The sequence below is a fragment of the Streptomyces sp. NPDC001843 genome (genome assembly GCF_042891955.1).
GTDB lineage: Bacteria > Actinomycetota > Actinomycetes > Streptomycetales > Streptomycetaceae > Streptomyces.
In genome coordinates this window covers 460,365-485,266 of the sequence record NZ_JBIATQ010000003.1, presented here as the reverse complement: position 1 = coordinate 485,266, position 24,902 = coordinate 460,365, and the positions used below count along the sequence as shown (strand labels likewise).

The following is a 24,902-nucleotide window of genomic DNA, read 5'->3' as shown; positions in this document are numbered from 1 at the left end:
GGTATCGCAACGTGCACCGATGTGAGGGGGACGTGAGCGGAGTCACTTCTTGGAGTTGATGACCGCCTCCATCACGCTCTTCGCGATCGGCGCCGCGAGGCCGCCGCCGGAGATGTCCTCACGGTTTGCCTGGTCGTCCTCGATCACCGTGGCCACGGCGACCGGCGAGCTGCCGTCGGCGAGCTTGGCGTAGGAGATGAACCACGCGTACGGGTTCGCGCTGTTCTCGACGCCGTGCTGGGCGGTACCGGTCTTGCCGCCCACGGTGACACCGCCGCCGATCTGCGCCTTCTGGCCGGTGCCCTCCTTGACGACCGTCTCCATCATGGACTGCAGGATCTGCGCGTTCTTCGGAGTCAGGGGCCGGCTGAGCTCCTCCGGTTCGGTCTTGGCGACCGGGTCGAGGCCGGAGGACTCCAGTTCGTCGACCATGTACGGCTTCATCAGCTTGCCGTCGTTGGCGACGGCGGAGGCGACCATGGCCATCTGGAGCGGGGTCGCGGCGGTGTTGAACTGGCCGATCGAGGACAGCGCGGTCTGCGACCGGTCCATCTTGTCGGAGAACACCGAGGCGTTGGAGCGGACCGGGGTGAACTGCTCGGCGTCGAAGCCGAACTTCTTCGCCTCGGCCAGCATCTTGTCGTTGCCGAGGTCGGCGCCGATCTTGCCGAAGACGGAGTTGCAGGACACCTTCAGCGCCACGCGCAGGGTGGCGTTCTTGCAGGGGATGTTGCCCTCGTTCTTCAGCGGGGTCGTGGTGCCCGGCATGATGTACGGCAGCGGCGAGTCGGTGTTCTCGTCGGCCGACTTGTACAACCCGTTCTCCAGCGCGGCCGCCGCGGTGACCACCTTGAAGGTGGAGCCCGGCGGGTATGTCTCGCGCAGCGCGCGGTTCTGCATCGGGTCGTTGGGGTTGTTCTTCTTCAGCAGGCTCTTCCAGGCCTTGGCGTCGGCGTCGCTGTTGCCCGCGAAGGACGACGGGTCGTACGACGGGTAGGAGGCCAGGGCCAGGATCTTGCCGGTGGAGGGTTCGAGCGCGACCACGGCGCCCTTGCCGCCCTGTGCCTTGAGTCCGTTGTACGCGGCCTTCTGAGCGGCGGCGTTGAGGGTGGTGACGACGTTTCCGCCCTGCTGCTGCTTGCCCGTGATCATGTCGAGGGTCTTGCGGAAGAAGAGCCGGTCGTCGTCGCCGGTGAGGATGCCGTCGTCGATGGACTCCAGCTGGGTGGCGCCGAAGGCCTGGGAGGCGAACCCGGTGACCGGCGCCCACATGGGGCCGTTCTTGTAGGTGCGCTTGTACTTCAGGTCGTTGTTCTTCGTCTCCGTGGACCCGGTGATGGGGTCGCCGTCGACGATGATGTCGCCGCGCGGGGTGGCGTAGCGGGCGATGGTGACGCGGCGGTTGTTGGTGTCGTTCTTGAGGCTGTCGGCCCTGACGTACTGCAGCCAGTTGTCCCGGATGAGGAGGGTGAGGATGAGGAGGCCGCAGAAGATCGCGATCCGGCGCAGGGGTTTGTTCATGACGGGCGGACCACCTGGGTCATCTCGGCGTCGGGGTTGCTGGCGGGGGCGGGCGCCGGTCGTCTGGCGGTGTCGCTGATGCGGATCAGTACGCCGATGAGCGCCCAGTTGGCGATGACGGAGGAGCCGCCGTACGCCAGGAACGGCATCGTCATACCGGTCAGCGGGATCAGGCCCATCACGCCGCCGGCCACCACGAAGACCTGCAGCGCGAAGGCGCCGGACAGGCCGACGGCGAGCAGCTTGCCGAAGGGGTCGCGGGCGGCGAGGGCGGTGCGTACGCCGCGCTCCACGATCAGGCCGTAGAGCAGGAGGATCGCCATGATGCCGGCGAGGCCGAGTTCCTCGCCGAAGGTGGCGAGGATGAAGTCGGAGTTGGCGGCGAAGCGGATGAGCTCGGAGTGGCCCTGGCCGAGGCCGGTGCCGAGGGTGCCGCCGGAGCCGAACGCCCACAGGGCCTGCTGGAGCTGGTCGGAGTGGGTTCCGGTGACGCCCGGGGTGCGGCTGAGCAGGTACTCGTGCATCGGGTTCAGCCAGGCCTGCACGCGGACCTGGATGTGCGGCTCGAAGCTGGCCACGCCGACCGCGCCGGCCGCGGACATCAGCAGACCGAAGACGATCCAGCTGGTCCGCTCGGTGGCGACGTACAGCATGATCACGAACATGCCGAAGAACAGCAGCGAGGTGCCGAGGTCGGTCTCGAAGACCAGGATGAGGATCGAGATGAACCAGACGACCAGGATCGGGCCGAGGTCGCGGCCGCGCGGCAGGTAGAGACCCATGAAACGGCGGCTGGCGAGCGCGAGGGCGTCCCGCTTGACCATCAGGTAGCCGGAGAAGAAGACCGCCAGGACGATCTTGGCGAACTCGCCGGGCTGGATGGTGAAGCTGCCGATGTGGATCCAGATCTTCGCGCCGTACACGGGGTAGGCGAGGCCGGGTACCAGCGGGAGCAGTAGCAGTACGAGCGCGCCGACCATGGAGATGTAGGTGTAGCGCTGCAGGGTGCGGTGGTCCTTGAGGAAGACCAGCACGGCGACGAAGAGCGCGATGCCCAGGGCGGTGTAGATCAGCTGGTTGGTCGCCTTGCCGCCCGCGACGTTGATCTGCTGCAGCAGTTTGGACTGGTCCAGGCGCCAGATGACGACCAGGCCGAGTCCGTTCAGCAGGGTGGCCACCGGCAGCATCAGCGGGTCCGCGTACGGGGCGAACTTCCTGACGACGAGGTGGGCGACGCCGGCCAGCAGGCCGAGGCCGAGGCCGTAGCTCAGCAGGCCCGCGGGTACCTGGTCGTTGATGGCCAGGCCCACGTTGGCGTAGGCGAACACCGGGATGGCGACGGCGAAGACCAGGAGCGCCAGTTCGGTGTTGCGGCGGCTGGGGGCGCCGATCGCGCCGATCGTGGACGTGTGGTGCGTCGACTGGTTGGTAGTGCTCATCGTGTGACGGGGCCTCTCACGGCTTGCCTACTGCTTACCGCACAGCGAGACGACCTTCTGCTCATCCTCCGAGAGGGTGGGGCCGGGGCTGGGGGTCGCGGACGGGGTCGTGGACGGAGACTTCGAATTCGAAGGGGACGGCGTCGTGCCCGACGGGTTCGGTGTCGGCGAGGCCTTGGACGTGAAGGAGGTGTTGGTGGTTCCCGTGGTGCCCGAAGCCTTGTCCTGGCCGGTCTTGGAGTTGCTCTTGTTCGCGGCCGTCTGGCGCTCGGCTTCCTTCTTGCACGCGGAGGCCTGCACGGACAGTTCGCCGATCTTCGACTGGGCGTCCTTCAGGCCGCCCTCCGCGATCGTGTTCTTGACCTGCTTCTGCTGGTAGGGCGGCAGGTACTTGAGTTCGATCTCGGGGTGGTCCTTCTCCACCTTCGACAGCGACACCCAGGCCAGGTCCTGGCTGATGCCCCGGTACAGCGCCACGTGCTCGTCCTTGGTGCCCACGTAGTACTGCGTCTGGGTCCAGCGGTAGCCGCCGTAGAGGCCGCCGCCGATGACGGCGAGGGCGAGGGTGCCGTACAGGGACCGCTTGAGCCATCTGCGGCCCTTGCGGGGCTTGGTGAAGTCGTCGTCGGTGTAGTCGCCGAAGCTGCCGCCCGGGATGTAGCCGGTGGTGTCGCCGCTGCCGGGCGGGCCGAACTCGCCGCCGCCCTGGCCGTGGCCCTGGCGGCCGAGGCCGGAGGCGCGGCCGGCCGGGGTCTGCATGATGCCGTTGTCGTGCAGGTGGTGCTGGTTCTCGGCGACGGCGCCGACCACGACGGGGGTGTCGGACAGCTGTGCGGCGAGGGTGTCTCCGGTGTCCAGGTCCAGGACGTCGGCGATGATGACGGTGATGTTGTCGGGGCCGCCGCCGCGCAGGGCGAGCTGGATCAGCTCCTGCACGGTCTCCTGCGGGCCCTGGTAGCTGGCGAGGGTCTCTTCCATCGTCTGGTGGGAGACGACGCCGGAGAGGCCGTCGGAGCAGATCAGGTAGCGGTCGCCGGCCCGGACCTCGCGGATGGACAGGTCGGGCTCGACGTGGTCGCCGCTGCCGAGCGCCCGCATGAGCAGGGACCGCTGCGGGTGGGTGGTGGCCTCTTCCTCGGTGATCCGGCCCTCGTCGACGAGGCGCTGGACCCAGGTGTGGTCCTGGGTGATCTGGGTGAGGACGCCGTCGCGCAGCAGGTAGGCGCGGGAGTCGCCGACGTGGACGAGACCGAGCCGCTGACCGGTCCACAGCAGGGCGGTCAGGGTGGTGCCCATGCCCTCGAGCTGAGGGTCCTCCTCGACCATGGAGCGCAGCTGGTCGTTGGCGCGCTGCACGGCGGCGCCGAGGGAGGTGAGGATGTCGGAGCCGGGAACGTCGTCGTCGAGCGTGACCAGGGTGGAGATGACCTCGGAGGAGGCGACCTCGCCGGCGGCCTGGCCGCCCATGCCGTCGGCGATGGCGAGCAGGCGCGGACCGGCGTAACCGGAGTCCTCGTTGCCCTCCCGGATCATGCCTCTGTGCGATCCGGCGGCGAAGCGCAGTGACAGACTCATGCGCACCTCGCCTGTCGGCTCCGGGTACAGCCGGTCGTGTCGAGCCACACTGCCCACCCTCCGGTCGGGAGCGCGCCGGGGGCCGTGGTGCGGTCCGCCGCTGCGTGCTCGCTCCGCTCGCGCTCAGTCATGATGTAGCACTACTTCCGCAGCTCGATGACGGTCTTGCCGATGCGGATCGGCGCGCCCAGCGGGATCGGCGTGGGAGTCGTCAGCCGGGACCGGTCCAGATAGGTGCCGTTGGTGGAGCCGAGGTCCTCGACGATCCACTGGCCGTCGCGGTCCGGGTAGATCCTGGCATGGCGGCTGGAGGCGTAGTCGTCGTCCAGCACGATCGTGGAGTCGTGGGCGCGGCCCAGGGTGACGGTCTGGCCCTGGAGCGCGACGGTGGTGCCGGTCAGGGTCCCCTCGGTGACGACCAGCTTGGAGGGGGCGTTGCGGCGCTGCCGGCCGCCGGCCTGCTGGCCGCGCTGCTGCGGGGGCGCGGCCTGCTGCCGGGCCGCGGCCTGCTGCGGGCGCGCGGCCTCCCGGCGCGCTCCGCGCTGGGTGACGCGCGTACCGAACAGGTCGCTGCGGATGACCTGCACGGCCACGATCACGAACAGCCACAGTACGGCCAGGAAACCCAGCCGCATGACCGTGAGGGTCAGCTCTGACATTGCCCCCGCTTCACCCTTCGGCTTGCCGGTAAATGATGGTGGTACTGCCCACGACGATCCGCGAGCCGTCGCGGAGCGTAGCGCGGGTGGTGTGCTGCCCGTCCACCACGATGCCGTTGGTGGAGCCGAGATCCTGGATCGTCGAGGGCGTTCCGGTCCGGATCTCGCAGTGCCGGCGGGAGACGCCGGGGTCGTCGATCCGCACGTCGGCTTCGGTGCTGCGGCCCAGCACGAGCGTCGGGCGGGAGATCTGATGGCGGGTGCCGTTGATCTCGATCCAGTAGCGGGTGCGTCCGCCGCTCATCGGGGCGGCCGCGGGCCGCTGGGTGGCGGGCTGCGGGTAGCCGTATCCGCCCGGGCGGGCGCCGGGGGGCGGGGCGGCGGGCATGGGCGGGGCGGCGGCGGGCGGGTAGCCGTAGCCGCCGGGGGCGCCCTGGCCGGGCCGTCCGGTGGGCGGGGACGCGGCGGGGGCGGCGGGTGCCGAGGGGGACTGCTGGCTGCTGGAGGAGGCGAGGGTGCGGCTGCGCACCCGGTACAGGCCGGTGTCGAGGTCGTCGGCCTTCTCCAGGTTGACCTTGATCGGTCCCATGAAGGTGTAACGCTGCTGCTTGGCGTAGTCGCGCACCATGCCGGCGAGCTCGTCGCCGAGCTGGCCGGAGTAGGGGCTGAGGCGCTCGTAGTCCGGCGCGCTCAGTTCCACGATGAAGTCGTTGGGTACGACGGTCCGCTCGCGGTTCCAGATGGTGGCGTTGTTGTCGCACTCCCGCTGGAGCGCACCGGCGATCTCCACGGGCTGGACCTCGGACTTGAACACCTTGGCGAAGGTGCCGTTGACCAGACCTTCGAGGCGCTGCTCGAACTTCTTCAGGACTCCCATGGGGCACCTCCTCCGTCGCTGTCGTCCTGTCTTGCCGTGCTGCTTGTGTGCTGCTTGCCGTGCTGCGTTGCCTGGTACTGCTTACTGATCGTATCCACGCGCCCGGCAAAGAGCCGGTTCCCCGGGCGCCTCCCCTTCGAACTCCTCTTGTCAAGGATCGTAGAGGTGTGTGAAGGCCAGTGTCCCGCACCCGGCTGTGGACCCGGTCCGCCTCTTGGGGAGACGGCCCGGACCGGTACGAGGTTGATACGTGAACAGGTACTCCTTGATACGTGCGCGGCGGCCGGCGGCCGGGGCGCGGGTGGCGTCGCCCGCAGGCCGGGCGGATGGAAGGGATGTGAATCCGCCCCGTACGACGTGCTAATGTTCTGGGTGTCGGAAGGGGAACGGCCCGCAGGGGCCGGAGCCGGAAGACACACCCAATGCGCGGGTGGCGGAATAGGCAGACGCGCTGGATTCAGGTTCCAGTGCCCGCAAGGGCGTGGGGGTTCAACTCCCCCCTCGCGCACAGTGGCTACGGGCCCATCGTGATCATCACGGTGGGCCCGTAGTCGTTTCTTGGGTCGTCGCGCGGTGTGACGAGTCTCTCAGGCCATGCGGGGGCGCGGCGTGCGTGTCGTGTGGGGTCGCAGTGTGCGTGCGGCCGGTACGACGGAGGCCGTCACCGTGAGCAGCGCGCAGGCGGCCGTGGTGGTGCCGAGGGCGGTCCACGGCAGGCGCGGGGCGGCCGGGGCCGACAGCAGGTGCAGGGCGGCGCCGAGCGCCCCGAGGTTGAGTGCGGTGACCAGCAGCCCGAGCAGGGTGCCGACCGCGACCACCGCCAGGGCCTCCACCGCGACCAGCCGCAGCACCTGTGCCCGGGTCGCCCCCGACAGGCGCAGGAGGGCCAGGTCACGCCGCCGGTCCGAGGCCGCCAGCACCGCGGTGTTGGCCACCGAGACGGCGGTGTACAGCAGGGCGATGCCAAGGACCAGCAGGAGTCCGAGGCGGGTGGTGCGGTCGGTGCCCGGACCGGTCGCCCGCAGCCACTGCTCCCTGGTCAGCACCCGGCCGCCCGAGGCGCGTACGGCCGTGCGCAGTGCCGTGGCCACGGTGTGCGCGTCGGCGCCGGGCGCGAGGGCGACGTCGACGCGGTCGACCGGTGCGCCGGGGGCGTTGCGCGGGGTGACGTAGACGCCGTTGTCGCCGGTGCCGGTGGTCATGACGGCGGCGATCCGCAGGGCTCGCGGGGTGCCGTCGCCGAGCCGGACGCGGACGAGCTGCCCGACGGTGTGCCGCCGCCACTCCTGGTTGACGATGATCGAGTCGTCGTCGAGGTCGGTGGTGCGTCCGGCGGCCAGCGGCAACCGGGTGGTGGACGCCAGCCGTGCCGGGTCGGCGGCGCGGGCCTCGGACCTGATCAGGGCCACGCCGTCCTCGAGGACGTACACCGCGCTGGAGGAGATCGTCGTCAGGCGGGCGCCCGGCACCGCGCGCAGGCGGCGCAGCGTCGCCGCGTCGAAGCCGGCGCCGGTGGTCGGTCCGACGGTCGATCTGTCGGCCGGTTCGCGGGTCGGTCCGTCGGCCGGTCCGCCGGATGAGGCGTCGGTCCCCGGGGTGATCACGAAGGTGGCGGTCGTCCGGGCGCGGATCTCGGCGGCCTTCGTCGCGTCGAGCGTCTCGGTGGCGCCCAGCAGCGAGCCGGCGAGGGCCACCGTGACCAGCACCGGGGCGGCGACCGCGGCGGTGCGCCGCACACCGGCGGCCGCGCTCTGCCGAACCAGCAGGCCGGTTACGCCGGGCAGCCGGACCAGCGCGCGCACCAGGGGACGCACCACGGCGGGCGCGAGCAGGGCCACCGCGGTGATCAGCAGCATGGGGCGGCTCACGTACGACTTGCGGTGCAGCAGCCCGCCCGGGTCGCCGACCAGAACCAGGCACAGCGTCACGGCAGCCGTCAGCAGCAGCGCCGTACCGCACAGCCAGCGGCCCGGCGTCATCGCCCGGCCTTCCACGGACGCCTCGCGCAGCGCCTGGAGCGGCCCGGTCCGTCCTGCCCGCCAGGCGGCTGCCAGTGCCCCGCCGACCGCGACCAGCAGGCCCGTCCAGAAGCCCAGGTGGTACGGCCACACGCTGCCGCCGACGGTGAACCAGGGCGGGGCGAGTCCCTCGGCGACGACCCGTCCGGCGAGCCACGGAGCCGCGTACGCACCGGCCGCGCAGCCGGCCGCCGAGGCGAGCACGCCGACCGTCAGGGCCTCGGCGAGCACCGTCCGGCGGATCTGCCCGGCGGTCGCCCCGACGGCGCGCAGCAGCCCGAACTCCCGGCGCCGCAGGGCGACACAGAAGGCGAAGGTGGACGCCACCACGAACACCGACACGAACGCCGTGACCCCGCCGGCCGTGCCGAACAGGGCGTTCAGCGCGGTGAGGGCCTCACGGTCCCGGCCGGGATCGGCGTCGGCGAGACGGCGGGCGTCGCCGGTGAGGACCTGGAGGTGCGTGCCGTCCGTGCCGTGGGCGTCTTCCGGGCCGTTTGTGGCTTCTGTGGCTTTTACTACCTCATGTACGGCTGACGGGGTCGCGTCGACGACCAACTGGGTGCTGGCCGGGGACAGTTGGGCGGCTCGGCCGTCGGTGTAGAAGACGGCGTGCTCGAAGTCGTGGGGCGCGGTGGCGGTTCCCACGACCCGGACGGTGCCGTGGCCGGTGCGGACGCGCTCGCCCGGACGTGCCCAGCCGCCGCTGACGACGACCTCGTCCGCGGCACGGGGCGGGCGGCCCGCGTCGAGGGTGTACGGGGCGAACGCGGCCGTGGACCAGGGATGGCCGACCAGGTCGCCGGGGCCGCTGTCCGCTCCCACGGGGAACGAGCGGTCCTCGACGACGGTTCCCAGCCGCTTCAGCCGGGTGACGGTCGGCGCGGGGACGGGACGCGGCCGGGCGAGTGCGAGCACCCGTTCACCGGCCGGGGTGGGCATGCGCAGGGTGTCCGCTCCCTTGACCACGACCGGTGCGGCGGCGAACCGCTCGGGGGCGCGGCGCGGTGCGTGCAGGGACGCGGCGAGGGTGAGGCCCGTCATGGTGAGCAGCGTGACGCCGAGGAAGAGGGCGAGGAAGCTGCCGGTGAACGCGGCCCGACGGGTGCGCAGGGTGTTCATGGCGAGGGTCAGCACGCTGCGGCCTCCAGTCCGGTCAGGTGCGCGGCGATCCGGCCCGCGTCGGCGCCGCCCAGTTCGCCGGTGAGGCGGCCGTCGACGAGGAAGACCACGCGGTCCGCGCAGGAGGCGGCGACCGGGTCGTGGGTGACCATGACCACCGTCCGGCCCTCCTGGTCGACCATGTCGCGCAGCAGGCGGAGCACCTCGAGGCCGGCGCGGGAGTCGAGGGCGCCGGTCGGTTCGTCGCCGAAGACCACCTCGGGGCGGGTGATGAGGGCACGGGCCAGGGCGACGCGCTGCTGCTGTCCGCCGGACAGTTCGGCCGGGCGGTGCCGGGCGCGGTCGGCGAGCCCGACCCGGTCGAGGGCCTCACGCACGCGCGCGTGGGAGGGGCGGCGGCCGGCCAGGCGCAGGGGGAGGGCCACGTTCTGCTCGGCGGTCAGGGACGGCAACAGGTTGAACGCCTGGAAGACGAACCCGATGCGGTCGCGTCGCAACAGGGTCAGCCGTCTGTCGCTCAGCCCCGCGAGCTCGGTCCCGCCGACCGTCACCGACCCGGAGGTGGGCCGGTCGAGACCCGCCGCGCACTGCAGCAGCGTGGACTTGCCCGAGCCGGAGGGGCCCATGACGGCTGTGAAGGTGCCGCGCGGGAAGCCGAGGCTGACCCCGTCGAGCGCGGTCACCACTTCGTCGCCCGTCCGGTAGCGCCTGCTGACGGCGTGCAGTCTGATCGTGTCGGTGGTCATCGGTCCCCCTGGGGTCGTCGCCGGTCGGTGGCTTCGTGAGCCGGTGCTTCCGTGAGTCGGTGGCTCCACCAAACCGTCCGGGGTCCCCTCGGCGCAGTGCGGCAGGACCGAGACCCGGGGTAGGGCCAGGCATACCCCGACCCCCCTGCCTGGCCGGATGGCCGGGCCCGCCCCGGTCTCCTACGGTGATCCGCATGCAGCCGCCCAGGAACGTGAGCAACGTGTGGCAGGCCATGACCCGGCCCGGCTTCCCGCTGTCGGCCTGGCCGTGGCGCTCGGCCGGCTACCTGCTCTCCGGTGCGGTGACCGGCGCCGTCACCCTCGCCGTGCTCGTGGTGACGGCGGTGACCGGCGCTGCCCTGGCCGTGGCCCTCGTGGGGCTGCCGCTGTTGCTCGCGGCCGCCCTCGCCGGTGTCCCGGTGGCGGCGGTGGAGCGGCGCAGGCTGCGTCTGGTCGATGCCGTGCCCGTCGCCGACCCGCACCGGGCGCCCGCGGCCACTGGTTTGCGGGCCTGGCTGCTGACGCGGTTGCGGGAGCGGGCCACGTGGCGGGAGCTCGGGTACACGCTGCTGTTCGCGGGCCTGCTGTGGCCGGTCGACGCCCTCATGGTCTCGCTCGTCCTGGGCGGCCCGCTGTCCCTGGTCGCCACTCCGCTGCTGATGGCCACGGTCGGCGAGGGGCGCGAGACGAAGGTGCTCAAGCAGTGGACGGTGACCGGCTGGCCCGAGGCGTCCGCGGTGGCTCTGCTCGGGCTGGTGCTGCTGGCCGCGGGCGGCTATGCGCTGGGGGCCGCGGCGGGTGCCCGGGCCGCGCTGGCCCGGCTGCTGCTGTCCCCGGCGCCGAGTGACACGGTGACCGAACTCACCCGTTCACGCGCGCGGTTGGTGGACGCCTTCGAGGCGGAGCGGCGGCGCATCGAGCGGGATCTGCACGACGGGGCCCAACAGCGCCTGGTGGCCCTGAAGATGACGCTCGGTCTGGCCCGCCTGGACGCTCCGCCCGGTCCACTGGCCGACCAACTCGCCAAGGCCCACACCGAAGCGGGCACCGCGCTCGCCGAACTCCGGGAGCTGATCCACGGCATCCATCCCAAGGTCCTGGCCGACTACGGTCTCGAGGCCGCCGTCGCCGACGCGGCGGACCGGTGCGCGATCCCCGTCGACGTGGACCTGGAACTGCCCGGACGGCTGCCCCAACCGGTGGAGGCGGCCGCGTACTTCGTGGTGTGCGAGGCCCTCGCCAACGTCGACCGGCACAGCGCGGCCACGCACGCGCGCGTGAGCGGCGGGCACCGCGCCGGACGGCTGGTCCTGCGGGTGCACGACGACGGCCGGGGCGGCGCCGAGGCCGGCCGGGGCAGCGGGCTGACCGGACTCGCGGACCGGGTGTCGGTCCTGGATGGCACACTCTCCCTGTCCAGCCCGGTGGGCGGACCGACCCTGCTGCACGTGGAGATTCCTTGCGAACCCTGCCGGCCCCACACTCCCCGGGAGAGGGCCGAGCGCTGCGCGTAGTGCTGGCCGAGGACAGCGTGCTGCTGCGGGAGGGCCTGACCGGTCTGCTCACCCGGTTCGGTCACGAGGTCGCGGCGGCCGTCGGTGACGCGGAGTCCCTCGTCGCCGCGGTGGCGGAGCACGGCCCGGACATCGTGGTGACGGACGTCCGCATGCCTCCCGGATTCCAGGACGAGGGCCTGCACGCGGCGGTCCGGCTGCGCGCGCACCGGCCCACGCTGCCCGTCCTCGTGCTGAGCCAGTACGTGCAGCGGGCATACGCCTCCGAACTGCTCGACTCCGGCGACGGAACCGGCGTCGGCTACCTGCTCAAGGACCGCGTCGGAGAGGTCGAGGAGTTCGTCTCCGCGCTGAAGGACGTCGCGTCCGGCGGCACCGTGGTGGACCCCGAGGTCGTACGGCAGTTGCTGCGCCGGCGCCGGGACCCGCTGCAACGGCTCACTCCACGCGAACGGGAGGTGCTCGCGCTCGTCGCCGAGGGCAGGTCGAACAGTTCGATCGCCCGGCACCTGGTGGTCTCCGAGGCGGCCGTCGGCAAGCACATCGGCAGCATCCTCACCAAGCTGGACCTCCCGCCCGCGGAGGAGACGCACCGCAGGGTGCTGGCGGTGCTGGCGTATCTGCGCGGGTGAAGGCACCCCGTGCCGCCCCGGCGGTCCGACCGGCGGTTTTCCACAGGCGGGCGGTTGTCCACAGGGTCTGACGCGTTTCCGCCACCGGCTGTACGGTCTGCAGACGTTGATGTTCATGAGAGTGGTTCGGGGGAGGCGGTCGCTATGACCGAGACCGGTGCTGCAGTGGCGGGGACGGACACCGGAACGGGGGCGGACACGGGAGCGGGCACCGGAGCGGGGGCGGGCACCGGAGAGGTGCGTCGGCTGCCCCGGGTGCGCGGATTCGCCGACTGGCCGCCGCAGGGTTCACCGAAGCAGGAGGGCAAGGCGCTGCGGGCAGGCGTGCCGCGCGGCGCGCACAGCACCCTCGACCTCGACGGATCCCGCCCGGACGCGGTGAGCGCCGTGGAGGAGTCGAGCCGCGGCCGGATCCCCGAGCTCACGCCGATCCGGGTCGGCAGGATGGCGGCGACACCGTTCGCCTTCCTGCGCGGCTCGGCCGGGCTCATGGCGTACGACCTGGCCCGCACGCCCACGACCCGCATAGGCACCCAGATATGCGGTGACGCGCACGCGGCCAACTTCGGCCTGTACGGCGACGCGCGCGGTGGTCTGGTCATCGACCTCAACGACTTCGACGAGACGGTGCACGGCCCCTGGGAGTGGGACCTCAAGCGGCTCGCCGCCTCACTGGTGCTGGCGGGCCGGGAGGCGGGCGCCGACGAGGACATGTGCCGTCAGGCGGCGCACGGCGCGGTGGGCGCCTACCGCCGCACCATGCGACTGCTCGCCAAGTTGCCGGTGCTGGACGCCTGGAACGCCATCGCCGACGAGGAACTCGTCTCGCACACGGACGCGCATGATCTGCTCGGCACGCTGGAGCGGGTCTCGGAGAAGGCGCGGGCAAACACCAGCGGGCGGTTCGCGGCCAAGTCGACCGAGGCCGTCGAGGGCGGCGGGCGCCGCTTCGTCGACGCGCCGCCGGTGCTGCGCCGCATACCGGACGCGGAGGCTGCGGCGGTGGCGGCGTCCCTGGAGGATTACGTCACGACCCTCTCCGAGGACCGGCTTCCGCTGCTGTCCCGGCACGCGGTGCACGACGTGGCGTTCCGGGTCGTCGGCACGGGCAGCGTGGGCACCCGGTCGTACGTCGTGCTGCTCCTGGACCACCGCGGTGAACCACTGGTCCTGCAGGTGAAGGAGGCCCGCCCCTCCGCGCTGGTCCCGCACCTGGTGACGGCCGGTTTCGAGACGCCGTCCCCCGGCCACGAGGGACGCCGGGTGGTACTGGGGCAGAAGCGCATGCAGGTGGTCAGCGACATCCTGCTGGGCTGGACGACGGTCGACGGCCGGCCCTTCCAGGTACGGCAGTTCCGCAACCGCAAGGGCAGCGTCGATCCCGCCGCGCTCGCCGCCGACCAGGTCGACGACTACGGCCGTATGACCGGCGCCCTGCTGGCCCGCGCCCATTCCCACAGCGCAGATCCCCGGTTGATCGCCGGGTACTGCGGCAAGAACGAGGAACTGGACGAGGCGATGGCCGCGTTCGCCGTCGCCTACGCCGACCGCACGGAGGCGGACCACGCTGATCTGGTCGCGGCGGTGCGGTCGGGGCGGATCGCGGCGGAGCTGGGAGTGTGAGGCACGTCAGGGGTGCCGTCCGGGGCCGGCCGGGCGCCGGGATCGGACGCGGGTCCCGGTGGCCTACGCTGGTCGGGTGACGACCCCGGAAGCTGAGCAGTCCCAGCCGTCCCGGCCCGAGGAGCGGCTGGAGAGGGCCGTGAGGGCCGCCGAGCAGGCCCTGATCGAGTTCGAGATCGCGGTGGAGACCTTCCGCGTCGAGGTCGAGAACTTCTCCCGGCTGCACGAGCAGCGTCTCGGCCCGGTGTACGCCCGGCTCGAGGAGCTCGAGGCGCAGATCGCCGAGGCCAGGGCCGCCCGCACGGGTGACCCCGAGGACCTACGGCGGGCCGAGGAGGCGCGGGCCCGGGTGATGCCCATCCCGGGCGTCGAGGAACTGCTGCACGGCTGGATGGACGGCCACGGTCTGTTCCCGGAGGCCGCGGCGATGCTCACCGGGCAGGAGGTACGGCCCCCGCAGCGGGTCCGCCCCAGCGAGGAGGCCCGCAAGCTCTACCGGGAACTCGCCCGCAAGGCCCACCCGGACCTCGCGCAGGAGGAGCCCGAGCGGGCGCGGCGCGAGGAGTTCATCACCCGCGTCAACGCCGCCTACGCCCGCGGCGACGAAGCACTGCTGCGGGAGCTGGCCGAGGAGTGGGCCGCGGGACCCGCCCTGGCCGAGCAGCTCCCGAGCCACGCCGAGGAGCTGTACGCCCGCCTGGAGTGGCTGGCGCAGCGCAAGGAACTGCTCACCATGGTCGCCCGTGAACTGGAGGACAGCGCGATCGCCTCCATGCTCCGCCTGGCCCCCGACGACCCCGACGCCCTCCTGGAGGAGATCGCCGAGAAGCTCCGCAGGGACGTGGCGGAGCGCGAGGCGGAGCTGGCGGAGCTGCTGGCGCAGGGGTAGCCCGGCCGGTCCCGCGAGCCTCTTCGGGTAGCGTCTGGAACATGAGTTTCTCAGCTGGTGTGCCCACGGTCGGGGTCACGGACCTCAAGGACGGCGACTTCCTGCTGGACGTCCGTGAGGACGACGAGTGGCAGGCGGGTCACGCCGAGGGGGCGTTGCACATCCCCATCAGTGAGTTCGTGGCGCGGTACGGGGAGCTGACCGAGGCGGCCCCGCAGGACGGCCGGGTGAACGTGATCTGCCGCTCCGGCGGTCGTTCGGCCCAGGTCACGATGTACCTGGTCCAGCAGGGCATCGACGCGGTGAACGTGGACGGCGGTATGCAGGTCTGGGCGGCCGCGGGCCGTCCCGTCGTCACCGACCAGGGACAGCCCGGGCACGTTCTGTAGCCTGGCGCCGGGGGCCTCGGCGTCGGGTCGGGCGGTCAGCCCAGGGGATGGGCCGCCAGCAGGTCCCCCAGTGTCTCCTCGTACGCCGCCGCCGGGCCGAGTGACAGCTCAAGCTGCTTGGCCCAGGCGTGGTACCGGTGCAGGGGGTAGTCGGTGTCGGCGCCGAATCCGCCGTGCAGGTGCTGCGCGGTCTGCACGACCCGCCGTACGCCGTCCGCCGCCCAGATCTTCGCCACGGCGACGTCCCCCGCGGCGGGCAGCGCTCCCGGCGCCCCGGAGGCGATGCGCCACGCGGCCTGCCACAGTGTGGCCTCCATGGCCCGCAGGTCGATGTACCGGTCGGCGGCCTGCACCGCTACCGCCTGGAAGGTCGCGATCGGGTGGCCGAACTGCTCCCGCTTGCCGGTGTAGTCGCTGGTCATCCTGAGCACCCGCTCGCCCAGCCCGAGCGCGAGCGCGCACGTCCCCGTGGTCAGCAGCGCGCGCAGCCACTCCCAGGCGCCGTCGGTGTCGATGATGTCCCCGGCCGCGATCCGCGCGGACTGCAGACGCAGCTCGCCCAGCCGCTCCCCGCTGGTGGAGACCTGCTCGGCGAGCACGACGCCGTCGTGGCCGAGGGGGACCAGCGCGAGGACGGTCCGGTCGGCTTCGGTGTGCGCCGGCACGACGACGAGGTCCGCGCCGTACGCCCACGGCACCGCCGTCTGCACCCCCTCCAGTACCCAGCCGTCGCCGTCCCGCCGTGCCGTCACGGCGAGTTCGGCCGGGTCATGACCGGTGCGGCCGTGCGCGGCGACGGTGAGTACGAGCTCGCCCCGACCGGCGCGCGGCAGCAGCCCGGCCCGCAGCTCCTCGCCGCCGTAGGCCTGTACGGCAGCCGCCGCGGCACTGCTCTCCAACAGCGGCACCCGGGCCAGCACCTTCGCGGACTCCCGCAGCACGAGGCACAGGGCGATGGCGTCCAGGTCCGCGCCGCCGTACCCGGGGTCGAGCAGCAGGCTCAGCAGGTCGGCGTCGGCGAGCCTGGACCACAGCGCCCGGTCGAAGTCCTCGGCCACGGCGCCCGTGGTGAGCGCCGGGCTCGGCACCTCGTCCGGCGCGACGCCGGCGAACACCCCCCTGGCCGCCTCGGCCGCCGCCAGCTGCTCCTCGGTGAAGGTGAAGTCCACGGTCCTGTCCTCCTGGCGGATCCGCCCGTCCGGCGGTGCTGACCTGACGGTCCGTCAAGATAGAACAGGTTCTAGAAGAAGGGAACGGTGCGAAGGGAACGGCGCGAGGTGAGCGGTGGGAGGAGAACGGTGGGCGAGGAGCGGTGCTTCAGCGGTCGAAGTCCAGTTCGACCTTCTCCGTCACGGGATGCGACTGACAGGCCAGCACATATCCGGCCTCCGTCTCCTCCGCCTCCAGTGCGAAGTTGCGGTCCATGCGCACCTCGCCCGACACCAGGAAGGCCCGACACGTACCGCACACCCCGCCCTTGCACGCGTACGGCGCGTCGGGGCGGTTGCGCAGCACCGTCTCCAGGAGGGACTCGCCGTCCTGGACCGGCCAGGTGCCGCCACGCCCGTCGAGCCGGGCGGTCACGGTGCTGTGCGCCGGGGCCACGGTGACCGTCGCCGGTGCCGCACCGGCGTCCACGTGAAAGATCTCCTCGTGGATACGGGCCCGCTCCACCCCGAGCTCCCGCAACGCCCGCTCCGCGCCCTGCACCAGCCCGTAGGGCCCGCACAGGAACCAGCCCGCCACCTCGTCCACCGGCAGCAGCGCCGGCAGCAGCCCTGTCAGCCGTTCCCGGTCCAGCCGCCCGGACGGCAGCCCCGCCTGCTGTTCCTCCCGGGACAGCACGGTCACCAGCTGCAGCCGCTCGGGGTACCGGTCCTTCAGGTCGGCGACCTCCTCCAGGAACATGGTGGAGGCGGCCGTGCGGTCACCGCGTATCAGGCAGAACCGGGCGCGGGGCTCGCGGGCCAGCAGCGTGGAGACGATCGACAGCACCGGGGTGATGCCGCTGCCGCCCACGACCGCCGCGTACAGACCGGGAGCGGGCTCCAGGGTGAATCGCCCGGCCGGGGTCATCACCTCCAGTTCGTCCCCGACGTTCACCTCCTTCAGCGCGTACGACGAGAACGCCCCGCCCTCGACCAGCCGCACCCCGACCCGCAGGGTGCGCGGCCCCTCGCCGCCGGGCTCGGGTGCCGGTGAGCAGATCGAGTACGTCCGCCGGGTCTCGACCCCGTCGGCCCGGCGCCGCAACGCGAGATGCTGGCCCGGCACGTACCGGTACTCCTCGCGCAGCTCCGGCGGGACGGTGAAGGTGAGGGCCACGGAGTCGTCGGTGAGCCGGTCGACCGCGGCCACCGGGAGCGGGTGGAAGCGGGCCATTCAGAGCTCCTTGAAGTGGTCGAACGGTTCCCGGCAGGCCAGACAGCGCCGCAGTGCCTTGCAGGCGGTGGAGGAGAACCGGCTCAGCAGCTCGGTGTCGGCGGATCCGCAGTGCGGGCAGCGCACGGGCTCGGGTCCGTCGGTCGCGGCGGGTTCGCCGACGAGGGTGCGGGTCGGCCCCAGGGCCACGGCGACCGGTCCGGCGTCCCGGCGCACCCGTGGGGGTGCTATCCCGAACTCCCGTAGCTTGCGCCGCCCTTCGTCGGTGATGTCGTCGGTCGACCAGGCGGGCGTGAGCACCGTCCGGACGCTGACCTCGCGCATGCCGTGTGCGCGCAGTGCCTGCTCTATGTCCAGGGACATCGCCTCGATCGCCGGGCAGCCGGTGTAGGTCGGTGTCAGCTCGACGTCGACGGCGTCCGTGCCGCGCACGCGCACCGCGCGCACCACGCCCAGTTCCTGAAGGGTGAGGACGGGCAGCTCGGGGTCGGGGACCGAGCCCGCGATGCGGAGCAGCTCGGTCTCGAGGACAGTCGCCGCCGTCACCATGACGCCCCCGGATGGCTGCGGTGCAGGTGCTGCATCTCCGCGAGCATCCGCCCGAACAGCTCGGTGTGCAGGCCCTGCCGGCCCGCGCCCGCCGACCACGCCCCGGTCCGCGGCCCCTCGGGGACCGTCAGGGTGGCCCGGCGCAGCACGTCCCCGATGGACTCCAGCCAGGCCGTCTCCAGTCCCGCCCAGTCCGCCTCCAGGCCCTCCACGGGCTGGAACATCTCGCCGGTGAACCGCCACAGCGCCTCGCACGCCCGCCGCATCCGCTCGTGGCCGGCCTCGGTGCCGTCGCCGAGCCGCAGGGTCCACTGCTCGGCGTGGTCGCGGTGGTAGGCGACCTCCTTGACGGCCTTCGCCGCGAGCGGGGCGAACGGACCGTCCCCGGTGGCCAGTTCGGCATGGAGCAGGTGCTGGTAGGTGGAGAAGTAGAGCTGGCGGGCGATGGTGTGGGCGAAGTCGCCGTTCGGCTGCTCCACGAGCTGGAGGTTGGTGAAGGCGCGCTCCTCGCGCAGAAAGGCCAGTTCGTCCTCGTCGCCGACCATCGACAGCAGCACTCGGGCCTGTCCCAGCAGGTCCAGCGCGATGTTGGCGAGGGCGACCTCCTCCTCCAGGACGGGCGCGTGTCCTGCCCACTCGCCCAGGCGGTGCGAGAGCACCAGGGCGTCGTCGCCGAGGGCGAGGGCGGCCGTCAGGGGCACGGCGGTCGTCGTCACAGGTGCTTCACCCCTTCCGGGATCTCGTAGAACGTGGGGTGCCGGTACGGCTTGTCGGCGGCGGGTTCGAAGAACGGGTCCTTCTCGTCGGGGGAGGACGCCGTGATCGCGGACGCGGGGACGACCCATATGGAGACGCCCTCGCCGCGCCGGGTGTACAGGTCGCGGGCGTTGCGCAGGGCCAGCTCCGCGTCCGGTGCGTGCAGGCTGCCGGCGTGGGTGTGGGAGAGCCCGCGGCGGGAGCGCACGAAGACCTCCCACAGGGGCCAGTCGGTAGGGGTCATGCTCGGCTCGCTCCTGTCCCACCGGTCTGCTCGCCGGTGTGCTTGGCCGCGTACGCCGCGGCCGCCTCCCGCACCCACGCGCCCTCGTCGTGTGCCCGGCGGCGCTGGGTGATCCGCTGTTCGTTGCACGGGCCGTTGCCCTTGAGGACCTCCTGGAACTCCGTCCAGTCGATCGCGCCGAAGTCGTGGTGCCCGCGCTCCTCGTTCCACCTCAGGTCCGGGTCGGGCAGGCTGAGGCCCAGCGACTCGGCCTGCGGGACGCAGATGTCGACGAAGCGCTGGCGCAGCTCGTCGTTGGAGTGACGCTTGATCTTCCACGCCATCGACTGCGCGGAGTGCCGCGAGGCCTCGTCGGGCGGGCCGAACATCATCAGGGACGGCCACCACCAGCGGTTCACCGCGTCCTGCGCCATCGCGTGCTGCTCCGGAGTGCCGCGGCTGAGGGCGAGCAGCAGCTCGTACCCCTGGCGCTGGTGGAAGGACTCCTCCTTGCAGATGCGGACCATCGCGCGTGCGTACGGGCCGTACGAGCAGCGGCACAGCGGCACCTGGTTGGTGATGGCGGCGCCGTCCACCAGCCAGCCGATCGCGCCGACGTCGGCCCAGGTCAGGGTGGGGTAGTTGAAGATCGAGGAGTACTTCTGGCGGCCGCTGTGCAGCTTGTCGAGGAGTTCCTCCCGGCTGGTGCCGAGGGTCTCGGCCGCGCTGTACAGGTACAGGCCGTGGCCCGCCTCGTCCTGGACCTTGGCCATGAGGATGGCCTTGCGGCGCAGTGAGGGAGCGCGCGTGATCCAGTTGGCCTCCGGCTGCATGCCGATGATCTCGGAGTGGGCGTGCTGGGCGATCTGCCTGACGAGCGTCGCGCGGTAGGCGTCGGGCATCCAGTCGCGGGGCTCGATGCGCTCGTCCGCTGCCACGGCGGCCTCGAAGGCGCGCTCGTACGCCGCCGTGTCGGCGGTGTCCTGGGCGTGCTGCGCCCCGGTGGCTGTGCGCTGGGCGGCTGCTGTCGCCATGCGGTCCCCCTGACCTCGGGCTCTGCTGGGACACTGTCCCGACCGATCGTTCGGTCCGTGCGATTCAATGGTGAGGTGAGCTGCCGCGAGGTGTCAACCGCTGTGGAAAACCGGACCCACAGCCTGTGGACAACCTCGCCCGTACCTTGCTCGCCACCCTCTCCTCCGCCGTACGGCACCGCATCGGCTGTGCCTCGGGGCTGCGCCGGACGGGTGAGGCTGAGTACCGTTCCGTGCGAGCGCCGCGGACATGTGCGGGGCTCGTGGGCCGATCCGGCCCGCCCGTGGCGGTGGCCTGCCCGTGGCGGGACGGCCGGCGACTTCGGCCGGTGATCTGGGAACGGGGCGGAATGGACGCGCACGACGAGGACTCGACGGCCCCGCCGGGGCCGGACGGGTCGGACAGGACGCGCCCCCGGCCCGGTCCGGACACCACGGACGGCCCCGTCGAGGACCGTGCCGACCGTCCCGGCCCTGCCGAGGACCGTGCCGACCGTCCCGGCCCTGTCGAAGATCACCCCGGCCGCCCCGGCCCCGCCCCCGTCACCCCCCGCACCGGTGTCGCCGCGCTCTCCCCCCGCTACCAGGTCGGTGCCGCCCTGGCGCTCGCGGTCGTCGCGGTGACCGCCTGCGTGCATCTCGGGATGGTGTTCCTGCACGTCGCACCGGCGAACACGGTGACGAAGCAGCACGGCAAGGCGATAGACGAGTGGATCTACCCGGAGTTCGAGCAGAACTGGAAGCTGTTCGCCCCCAACCCGCTGCAGCAGAACATAGCGGTGGAGGTCCGCGCGGAGCTGCGGGCGGCGGACGGCACCGTGACGACCACCGGTTGGTACGACCTGTCGGCCCAGGACGGTGAGGCGATAGACGGCAGTCTGCTGCCCAGCCACACGGAGCAGAACGAACTGCGCCGGGCCTGGGACTTCTTCCTCGCCACGCACGGCTCCGACAACCGCCCGGTGGGCCTGCGCGGCTCCCTCTCCGAGGAGTACCTGCGCCGGATCGTGGTCAGGCGCCTGTACACCGAGGACGGCGCAGGAGAGGGCGTCGTCCGGCGCGTACAGGTCCGCTCCCGCACGACCGACGTGCCGCCGCCCTCGTGGAGCCGTGAACAGGCCTCCGACAAGCCCTTCTACCGGCTGCTGCCCTGGTGGACGGTGACGCGGGACGAGACCGCCGGGGGCGTGCGGTGAACCGTCTCGTGCTGTCGGTCTCCCGCGGAATCTCCCGGGTCACCGAGTCGCCCCTCGGCCTCTACCAGTCGGCCGTGATCCGCATCGGCTTCGCCGGGACCTGGCTGCTGTTCCTGCTGCGCGAGTTCCCCCACCGGGAGCAGCTCTATGGCCCGGACGGTCCCTGGAGCTGGGCCATGGCCCACAGGCTGACCTCGGACAACGGTGCCTTCACGGCCCTGATGTGGACCGACGGCCGGGCCTGGTTCGAGGTGTTCTACGTGCTCGCCGTCGTGGTGAGCGCCCTGCTCCTGCTGGGCTGGCGCACCCGTACGGCGTCCGTGCTGTTCATGGTCGGCGTGCTCTCGCTGCAGAACCGCAGCGTCTTCGTGGGCGACGGCGGCGACAACGTCCTGCATCTGATGTCCATCTACCTGGTGTTCACCCGCTGCGGCCGGGTGTGGTCCCTGGACGCCCGGCGGGAGGAGCGTGCGGCGGCCGCACGCGCGCGTGGGGAGCGGGTCGCCGACCGGACGGGCCCCCTCCTGTGGGCGGTGCTCGGTCTCGCGCTGGCCGGGGTGACCGTGGTGGGCCGACTGAACAGCGCCCTGCTCGTCCCCGTGCTGCTGTGGACGGTGTGGCTGGCGCAGGGGCTGTGGTGGGCGGTGGGGCGCAGGGCGCGCTCGCAGGAGCCCCGGATCCTGCTGGACGTGATCGCGAACATCGTGCACAACGGTGCCCTCTTCGTGATCATGGCGGAGGCGTGCCTGATCTACGCCACGGCAGGCTGGTACAAGATCCAGGGCTCGCGCTGGCAGGACGGCACCGCCGTCTACTACCCGCTGCACCTGGAGTACTTCTCGCCCTGGCCGGCCCTCGCCGACCTGCTGTCGGCCAACGGCACCCTGGTCATGCTGGTCACCTACGGGACGGTCGTCGTGCAGGTCGCCTTCCCGTTCACGCTGTTCAACCGGCGGGTGAAGAACGTTCTGCTGGCCGCGATGATGACCGAGCACGCCGTGATCGCGGTCGTTCTCGGGCTGCCCTTCTTCTCGCTGGCGATGATCGCCGCGGACTCGGTGTTCCTGCCGACGTCGTTCCTGCGCCGGCTCGGCGGCTGGGCGGCACGAGCGCGTGGGCGGCTGCCCCGGCGCGGTGGCCGCCACCTGCCTCCGCCACGCTCCCCGGAGGGCCACGAGTCCGCCCACGTAGGCTTCGGGGCATGACCGACCCGCTGACCCGCTGGCGTGAGCGCGCCGCCGACTGTGTCCTGCTCGACGGCTTCCACGCCCTCAAGCACGCGGTGCGCTTCGCGGCCGAGGTGCCGGTCGCGGTCACCACGGACCGGCCGGCGGCGCTCGCCCTCGCCGGCGAGCTGGCCCCGGACGTCCGTGACACGCTGGACACGCTCCTGACGGAGGTGCCGGAGGCGGTGTACGCGTCCCTCGTGCCGAGGCCGCACCCCACCGCCGTGGCCGCCCTGGCCGTACGGCCGTCCCGTGCGGCCAACCTGGAGAAGCTGGCGCACGCCCCGCGCCGCGCGCCCGTCGTGGTGCTCGACAACCCGCGCAACCTGGGCAACGCGGGCGCCGTGATCCGGCTGGCCGCCGGCTTCGGGGCGACCGGGGTCGTCACCACAGGCACGCTCGACCCCTGGCACCCCACGGTCGTGCGCGGCGGGGCGGGGCTGCACTTCGCGACCGCCGTGGAACGGCTGGCCGTGCCCGAGCTGCCGTCCGGGCCGCTGTTCTCCCTCGACCCGGAGGGCGAGGACATCCGGGGCCTGAAGCTGCCGGACGACGCGGTGCTCGCCTTCGGCTCGGAGCGCAGCGGCCTGTCCGCCGAGCTGCGCGCCCGCACCGACCACCTGGTGTCCCTGCCGATGCGCCCCCAGGTCTCCAGCTACAACCTCGCGACCAGTGTGGCCATGACGCTGTACCACTGGAGCGCCACCGGGGGCGCACCGGCCTGAGCCGGATCCGGCCAGATCAGGCCCTACGCCTCGCGGCGGATCTCCACCACCCGGAAGCGGTTCGCGACGAAGGCTCCGTCGCACAGGGCGGCGTTGGCCGACGGGTTGCCGCCCGACCCGTGGAAGTCGGAGAAGGCGGCCGTCTGGTTGACGTACACCCCGCCGGTGAGGTTGAGGGAGAGCTGGGCGGCCTCGTCCAGACACACCTCCTCGATCGCGTGCTCCACCTCCTGGTCGGTGGTGTACGCGCCGACCGTCATCGCGCCCTTCTCGCGGACCGTGCGCCGCAGCAGTTCCACCGCGTCCGTCGCCGAGTCGACGGCGACGGCGAAGGAGACGGGGCCGAAGCACTCGCTCATGTAGGCGGCCTCGTCGTCAGCCCCCTCCCAATATTTCCGCGCGCCGTCCAGCTTGACGATCACCGGGGTGCGTACGACCGCCCCCGGGAATTCGGGGTTGGTGACCTCGCGGGAGGCGAGAGCGACCTCGCCGAGGTCCGCCGCGGCCTCCAGACGGGCCTTCACGTCCGGGTTCACGATCGCGCCGAGCAGGGCGTTCGCCCGCGCGTCGTCCCCGAGCAGGCCGTCGACCGCGCGGGCGAGGTCGGCGACCACCTCGTCGTAGGTCTTGGGGCCCTGGTCGGTGCGGATGCCGTCGCGCGGGACGAGCAGGTTCTGCGGGGTGGTGCACATCTGGCCGCTGTACAGGGACAACGAGAACGCCAGGTTGGAGAGCATCCCCTTGTAGTCGTCCGTCGACTCCACGATCACCGTGTTGACGCCGGCCTTCTCGGTGTACACCTGCGCCTGGCGGGCGTTGGCCTCGAGCCAGTCGCCGAACGCCGTCGAGCCCGTGTAGTCGATGATCCGGATCTCGGGGCGGGTGGCCAGCGTCTTGGCGATGCCCTCGCCGGGGCGTTCCGCGGCCAGGGCGACCAGGTTCGGGTCGAAGCCGGTCTCGGCGAGCACCTGGCGGGCGACCTGGACGGTGAGTGCGAGCGGCAGTACCGCGCGCGGGTGAGGCTTGACCAGGACCGCGTTGCCGGTGGCCAGGGAGGCGAACAGGCCCGGGTAGCCGTTCCAGGTCGGGAAGGTGTTGCAGCCGATGAGCAGCGCGACGCCGCGCGGGACCGGCGTGAAGTGCTTGGTGAGCACCAGCGGGTCGCGCTTGCCCTGCGGCTTGGTCCACTCCGCGGTGTCGGGGGTGCGCACCTGCTCCGCGTAGGCGTACGCCACCGCCTCCAGGCCGCGGTCCTGGGCGTGCGGGCCGCCCGCCTGGAACGCCATCATGAACGCCTGGCCGGAGGTGTGCATGACCGCGTGCGCGAACTCGTGCGTCCGGTCGCTGATCCGCTTGAGGATCTCCAGGCAGACCACGGCCCTGGTCTCCGCGCCCGCGTCCCGCCACGCCCCCTGCCCGGCCCGCATGGCGGGCAGCAGGGTGTCGGCGTCCGCGTGCGGGTAGGTGACGCCCAGCTCGATGCCGTAGGGGGAGACCTCGCCGCCCACCCAGTCGTCCGTGCCGGGCTGGCCGAGGTCGATGCGGCTGCCCAGGACGGCGTCGAAGGCGGCCTTGCCCGCCGCCGCGTCCAGGCTGCCGTTCTCGCCGTACGCCTTCGGGTGCTCGGGGTGGGGGGACCAGTACGCGCGGGTGCGGATCGCCTTCAGCGCCTGGTCGAGGGTGGGCCGGTGCTTGGCGATCAGATCGTGCGCGTTCAGTTCGGCGGCCATGCGGGACCAACTCCTCGTCTCAAGAGCTCTCCGTCGAGCTCATGACCTGGGCAGAAACAGCAGAACCATGGGCAGGA

22 protein-coding genes and 1 tRNA gene are annotated in these 24,902 nt (G+C 72.2%); 9 read left to right on the top strand and 14 right to left on the bottom strand.

Translation table 11 applies throughout. The features are described 5' to 3' along the window. Window positions 1-42: 42 nt before the first annotated feature. From ACFYZQ_RS10715 to ACFYZQ_RS10695, 5 genes are all read right to left on the bottom strand, one after another. Window positions 43-1,521, bottom strand: a complete 1,479-nt coding sequence (locus ACFYZQ_RS10715; protein WP_389144393.1) for a penicillin-binding transpeptidase domain-containing protein — start codon at window positions 1,519-1,521, stop codon at window positions 43-45. Then, window positions 1,518-2,960: an FtsW/RodA/SpoVE family cell cycle protein gene (locus ACFYZQ_RS10710; protein ID WP_389144390.1), complete on the bottom strand. Its 1,443-nt coding sequence runs from the start codon at window positions 2,958-2,960 to the stop codon at window positions 1,518-1,520. The genes ACFYZQ_RS10715 and ACFYZQ_RS10710 overlap by 4 nt, the downstream gene beginning before the upstream one ends. 27 nt (window positions 2,961-2,987) lie before the next feature. Further along, entirely contained in the window at window positions 2,988-4,535 is a 1,548-nt protein-coding gene (locus ACFYZQ_RS10705; RefSeq protein WP_389144387.1) for a Stp1/IreP family PP2C-type Ser/Thr phosphatase, read from the bottom strand. Between the two features lie 140 nt (window positions 4,536-4,675). Beyond that, on the bottom strand, window positions 4,676-5,194 hold the full coding sequence (locus ACFYZQ_RS10700; RefSeq protein WP_389144384.1) for an FHA domain-containing protein: 519 nt from the start codon (window positions 5,192-5,194) through the stop codon (window positions 4,676-4,678). A 10-nt stretch (window positions 5,195-5,204) separates the two neighbouring features. Continuing rightward, a complete protein-coding gene (locus ACFYZQ_RS10695) occupies window positions 5,205-6,071 on the bottom strand; it encodes an FhaA domain-containing protein (RefSeq protein ID WP_389144381.1) in 867 nt (288 codons plus the stop codon). A 424-nt stretch (window positions 6,072-6,495) separates the two neighbouring features. Between ACFYZQ_RS10695 and ACFYZQ_RS10690 the strand changes: the two genes are divergently transcribed. Continuing rightward, window positions 6,496-6,579, top strand: a tRNA-Leu gene (locus ACFYZQ_RS10690). 79 nt (window positions 6,580-6,658) lie between these two features. Here the strand turns inward: ACFYZQ_RS10690 and ACFYZQ_RS10685 are convergent. Together ACFYZQ_RS10685 and ACFYZQ_RS10680 are read right to left on the bottom strand one after the other, a co-directional pair. Then, complete coding sequence (locus tag ACFYZQ_RS10685) at window positions 6,659-9,226, bottom strand: FtsX-like permease family protein (protein WP_389144378.1); 2,568 nt, start codon at window positions 9,224-9,226, stop codon at window positions 6,659-6,661. After that, complete coding sequence (locus ACFYZQ_RS10680) at window positions 9,220-9,957, bottom strand: ABC transporter ATP-binding protein (protein ID WP_389144375.1); 738 nt, start codon at window positions 9,955-9,957, stop codon at window positions 9,220-9,222. Before ACFYZQ_RS10680 ends, ACFYZQ_RS10685 begins: the two co-directional genes overlap by 7 nt. 233 nt (window positions 9,958-10,190) lie before the next feature. Here ACFYZQ_RS10680 and ACFYZQ_RS10675 point away from each other — a divergent pair, with 233 nt between their 5' ends. The 5 genes from ACFYZQ_RS10675 to ACFYZQ_RS10655 all read left to right on the top strand — a co-directional run bounded on the left by ACFYZQ_RS10675 (window position 10,191) and on the right by ACFYZQ_RS10655 (window position 15,004). Next, on the top strand, window positions 10,191-11,471 hold the full coding sequence (locus ACFYZQ_RS10675; RefSeq protein WP_389144758.1) for a sensor histidine kinase: 1,281 nt from the start codon (window positions 10,191-10,193) through the stop codon (window positions 11,469-11,471). Further along, window positions 11,471-12,103, top strand: a complete 633-nt coding sequence (locus ACFYZQ_RS10670; RefSeq protein ID WP_389144373.1) for a response regulator — start codon at window positions 11,471-11,473, stop codon at window positions 12,101-12,103. Before ACFYZQ_RS10675 ends, ACFYZQ_RS10670 begins: the two co-directional genes overlap by 1 nt. Window positions 12,104-12,247: 144 nt before the next feature. Next, window positions 12,248-13,726: a DUF2252 domain-containing protein gene (locus ACFYZQ_RS10665; RefSeq protein WP_389144370.1), complete on the top strand. Its 1,479-nt coding sequence runs from the start codon at window positions 12,248-12,250 to the stop codon at window positions 13,724-13,726. A 76-nt stretch (window positions 13,727-13,802) separates the two neighbouring features. Then, complete coding sequence (locus ACFYZQ_RS10660) at window positions 13,803-14,615, top strand: hypothetical protein (RefSeq protein WP_389144367.1); 813 nt, start codon at window positions 13,803-13,805, stop codon at window positions 14,613-14,615. A 59-nt stretch (window positions 14,616-14,674) separates the two neighbouring features. After that, entirely contained in the window at window positions 14,675-15,004 is a 330-nt protein-coding gene (locus ACFYZQ_RS10655; RefSeq protein ID WP_388793208.1) for a rhodanese-like domain-containing protein, read from the top strand. A gap of 35 nt (window positions 15,005-15,039) precedes the next feature. Here the strand turns inward: ACFYZQ_RS10655 and ACFYZQ_RS10650 are convergent, their stop codons facing one another. From ACFYZQ_RS10650 to paaA, 6 genes are all read right to left on the bottom strand, one after another. Further along, window positions 15,040-16,173 (bottom strand): acyl-CoA dehydrogenase family protein, encoded by a 1,134-nt coding sequence (locus ACFYZQ_RS10650; RefSeq protein ID WP_389144365.1) that lies wholly within the window; start codon window positions 16,171-16,173, stop codon window positions 15,040-15,042. A gap of 148 nt (window positions 16,174-16,321) precedes the next feature. Continuing rightward, entirely contained in the window at window positions 16,322-17,386 is a 1,065-nt protein-coding gene (locus ACFYZQ_RS10645) for a 2Fe-2S iron-sulfur cluster-binding protein (protein ID WP_389144362.1), read from the bottom strand. Next, entirely contained in the window at window positions 17,387-17,935 is a 549-nt protein-coding gene (paaD, locus tag ACFYZQ_RS10640; protein ID WP_389144359.1) for a 1,2-phenylacetyl-CoA epoxidase subunit PaaD, read from the bottom strand. It abuts the gene before it with no gap. After that, window positions 17,929-18,651: a 1,2-phenylacetyl-CoA epoxidase subunit PaaC gene (gene paaC / locus ACFYZQ_RS10635; protein WP_389144356.1), complete on the bottom strand. Its 723-nt coding sequence runs from the start codon at window positions 18,649-18,651 to the stop codon at window positions 17,929-17,931. The genes paaD and paaC overlap by 7 nt, the downstream gene beginning before the upstream one ends. Then, complete coding sequence (gene paaB, locus ACFYZQ_RS10630; RefSeq protein WP_389144353.1) at window positions 18,648-18,935, bottom strand: 1,2-phenylacetyl-CoA epoxidase subunit PaaB; 288 nt, start codon at window positions 18,933-18,935, stop codon at window positions 18,648-18,650. Before paaB ends, paaC begins: the two co-directional genes overlap by 4 nt. Then, complete coding sequence (gene paaA, locus ACFYZQ_RS10625) at window positions 18,932-19,948, bottom strand: 1,2-phenylacetyl-CoA epoxidase subunit PaaA (RefSeq protein WP_389144350.1); 1,017 nt, start codon at window positions 19,946-19,948, stop codon at window positions 18,932-18,934. The genes paaB and paaA overlap by 4 nt, the downstream gene beginning before the upstream one ends. 350 nt (window positions 19,949-20,298) lie before the next feature. Here paaA and ACFYZQ_RS10620 point away from each other — a divergent pair, with 350 nt between their 5' ends. From ACFYZQ_RS10620 to ACFYZQ_RS10610, 3 genes are read left to right on the top strand one after another with little or no spacing between them, the layout of a single operon-like run. Further along, window positions 20,299-21,144: a DUF5819 family protein gene (locus ACFYZQ_RS10620; RefSeq protein WP_389144347.1), complete on the top strand. Its 846-nt coding sequence runs from the start codon at window positions 20,299-20,301 to the stop codon at window positions 21,142-21,144. Continuing rightward, complete coding sequence (locus tag ACFYZQ_RS10615; protein WP_389144345.1) at window positions 21,141-22,349, top strand: HTTM domain-containing protein; 1,209 nt, start codon at window positions 21,141-21,143, stop codon at window positions 22,347-22,349. Before ACFYZQ_RS10620 ends, ACFYZQ_RS10615 begins: the two co-directional genes overlap by 4 nt. Continuing rightward, window positions 22,346-23,095 (top strand): TrmH family RNA methyltransferase, encoded by a 750-nt coding sequence (locus ACFYZQ_RS10610; RefSeq protein WP_389144343.1) that lies wholly within the window; start codon window positions 22,346-22,348, stop codon window positions 23,093-23,095. Before ACFYZQ_RS10615 ends, ACFYZQ_RS10610 begins: the two co-directional genes overlap by 4 nt. A 23-nt stretch (window positions 23,096-23,118) precedes the next feature. Here ACFYZQ_RS10610 and paaN read toward each other — a convergent pair whose 3' ends face one another. Further along, a complete protein-coding gene (paaN, locus tag ACFYZQ_RS10605; RefSeq protein ID WP_389144340.1) occupies window positions 23,119-24,825 on the bottom strand; it encodes a phenylacetic acid degradation protein PaaN in 1,707 nt (568 codons plus the stop codon). Window positions 24,826-24,902: the final 77 nt, after the last annotated feature.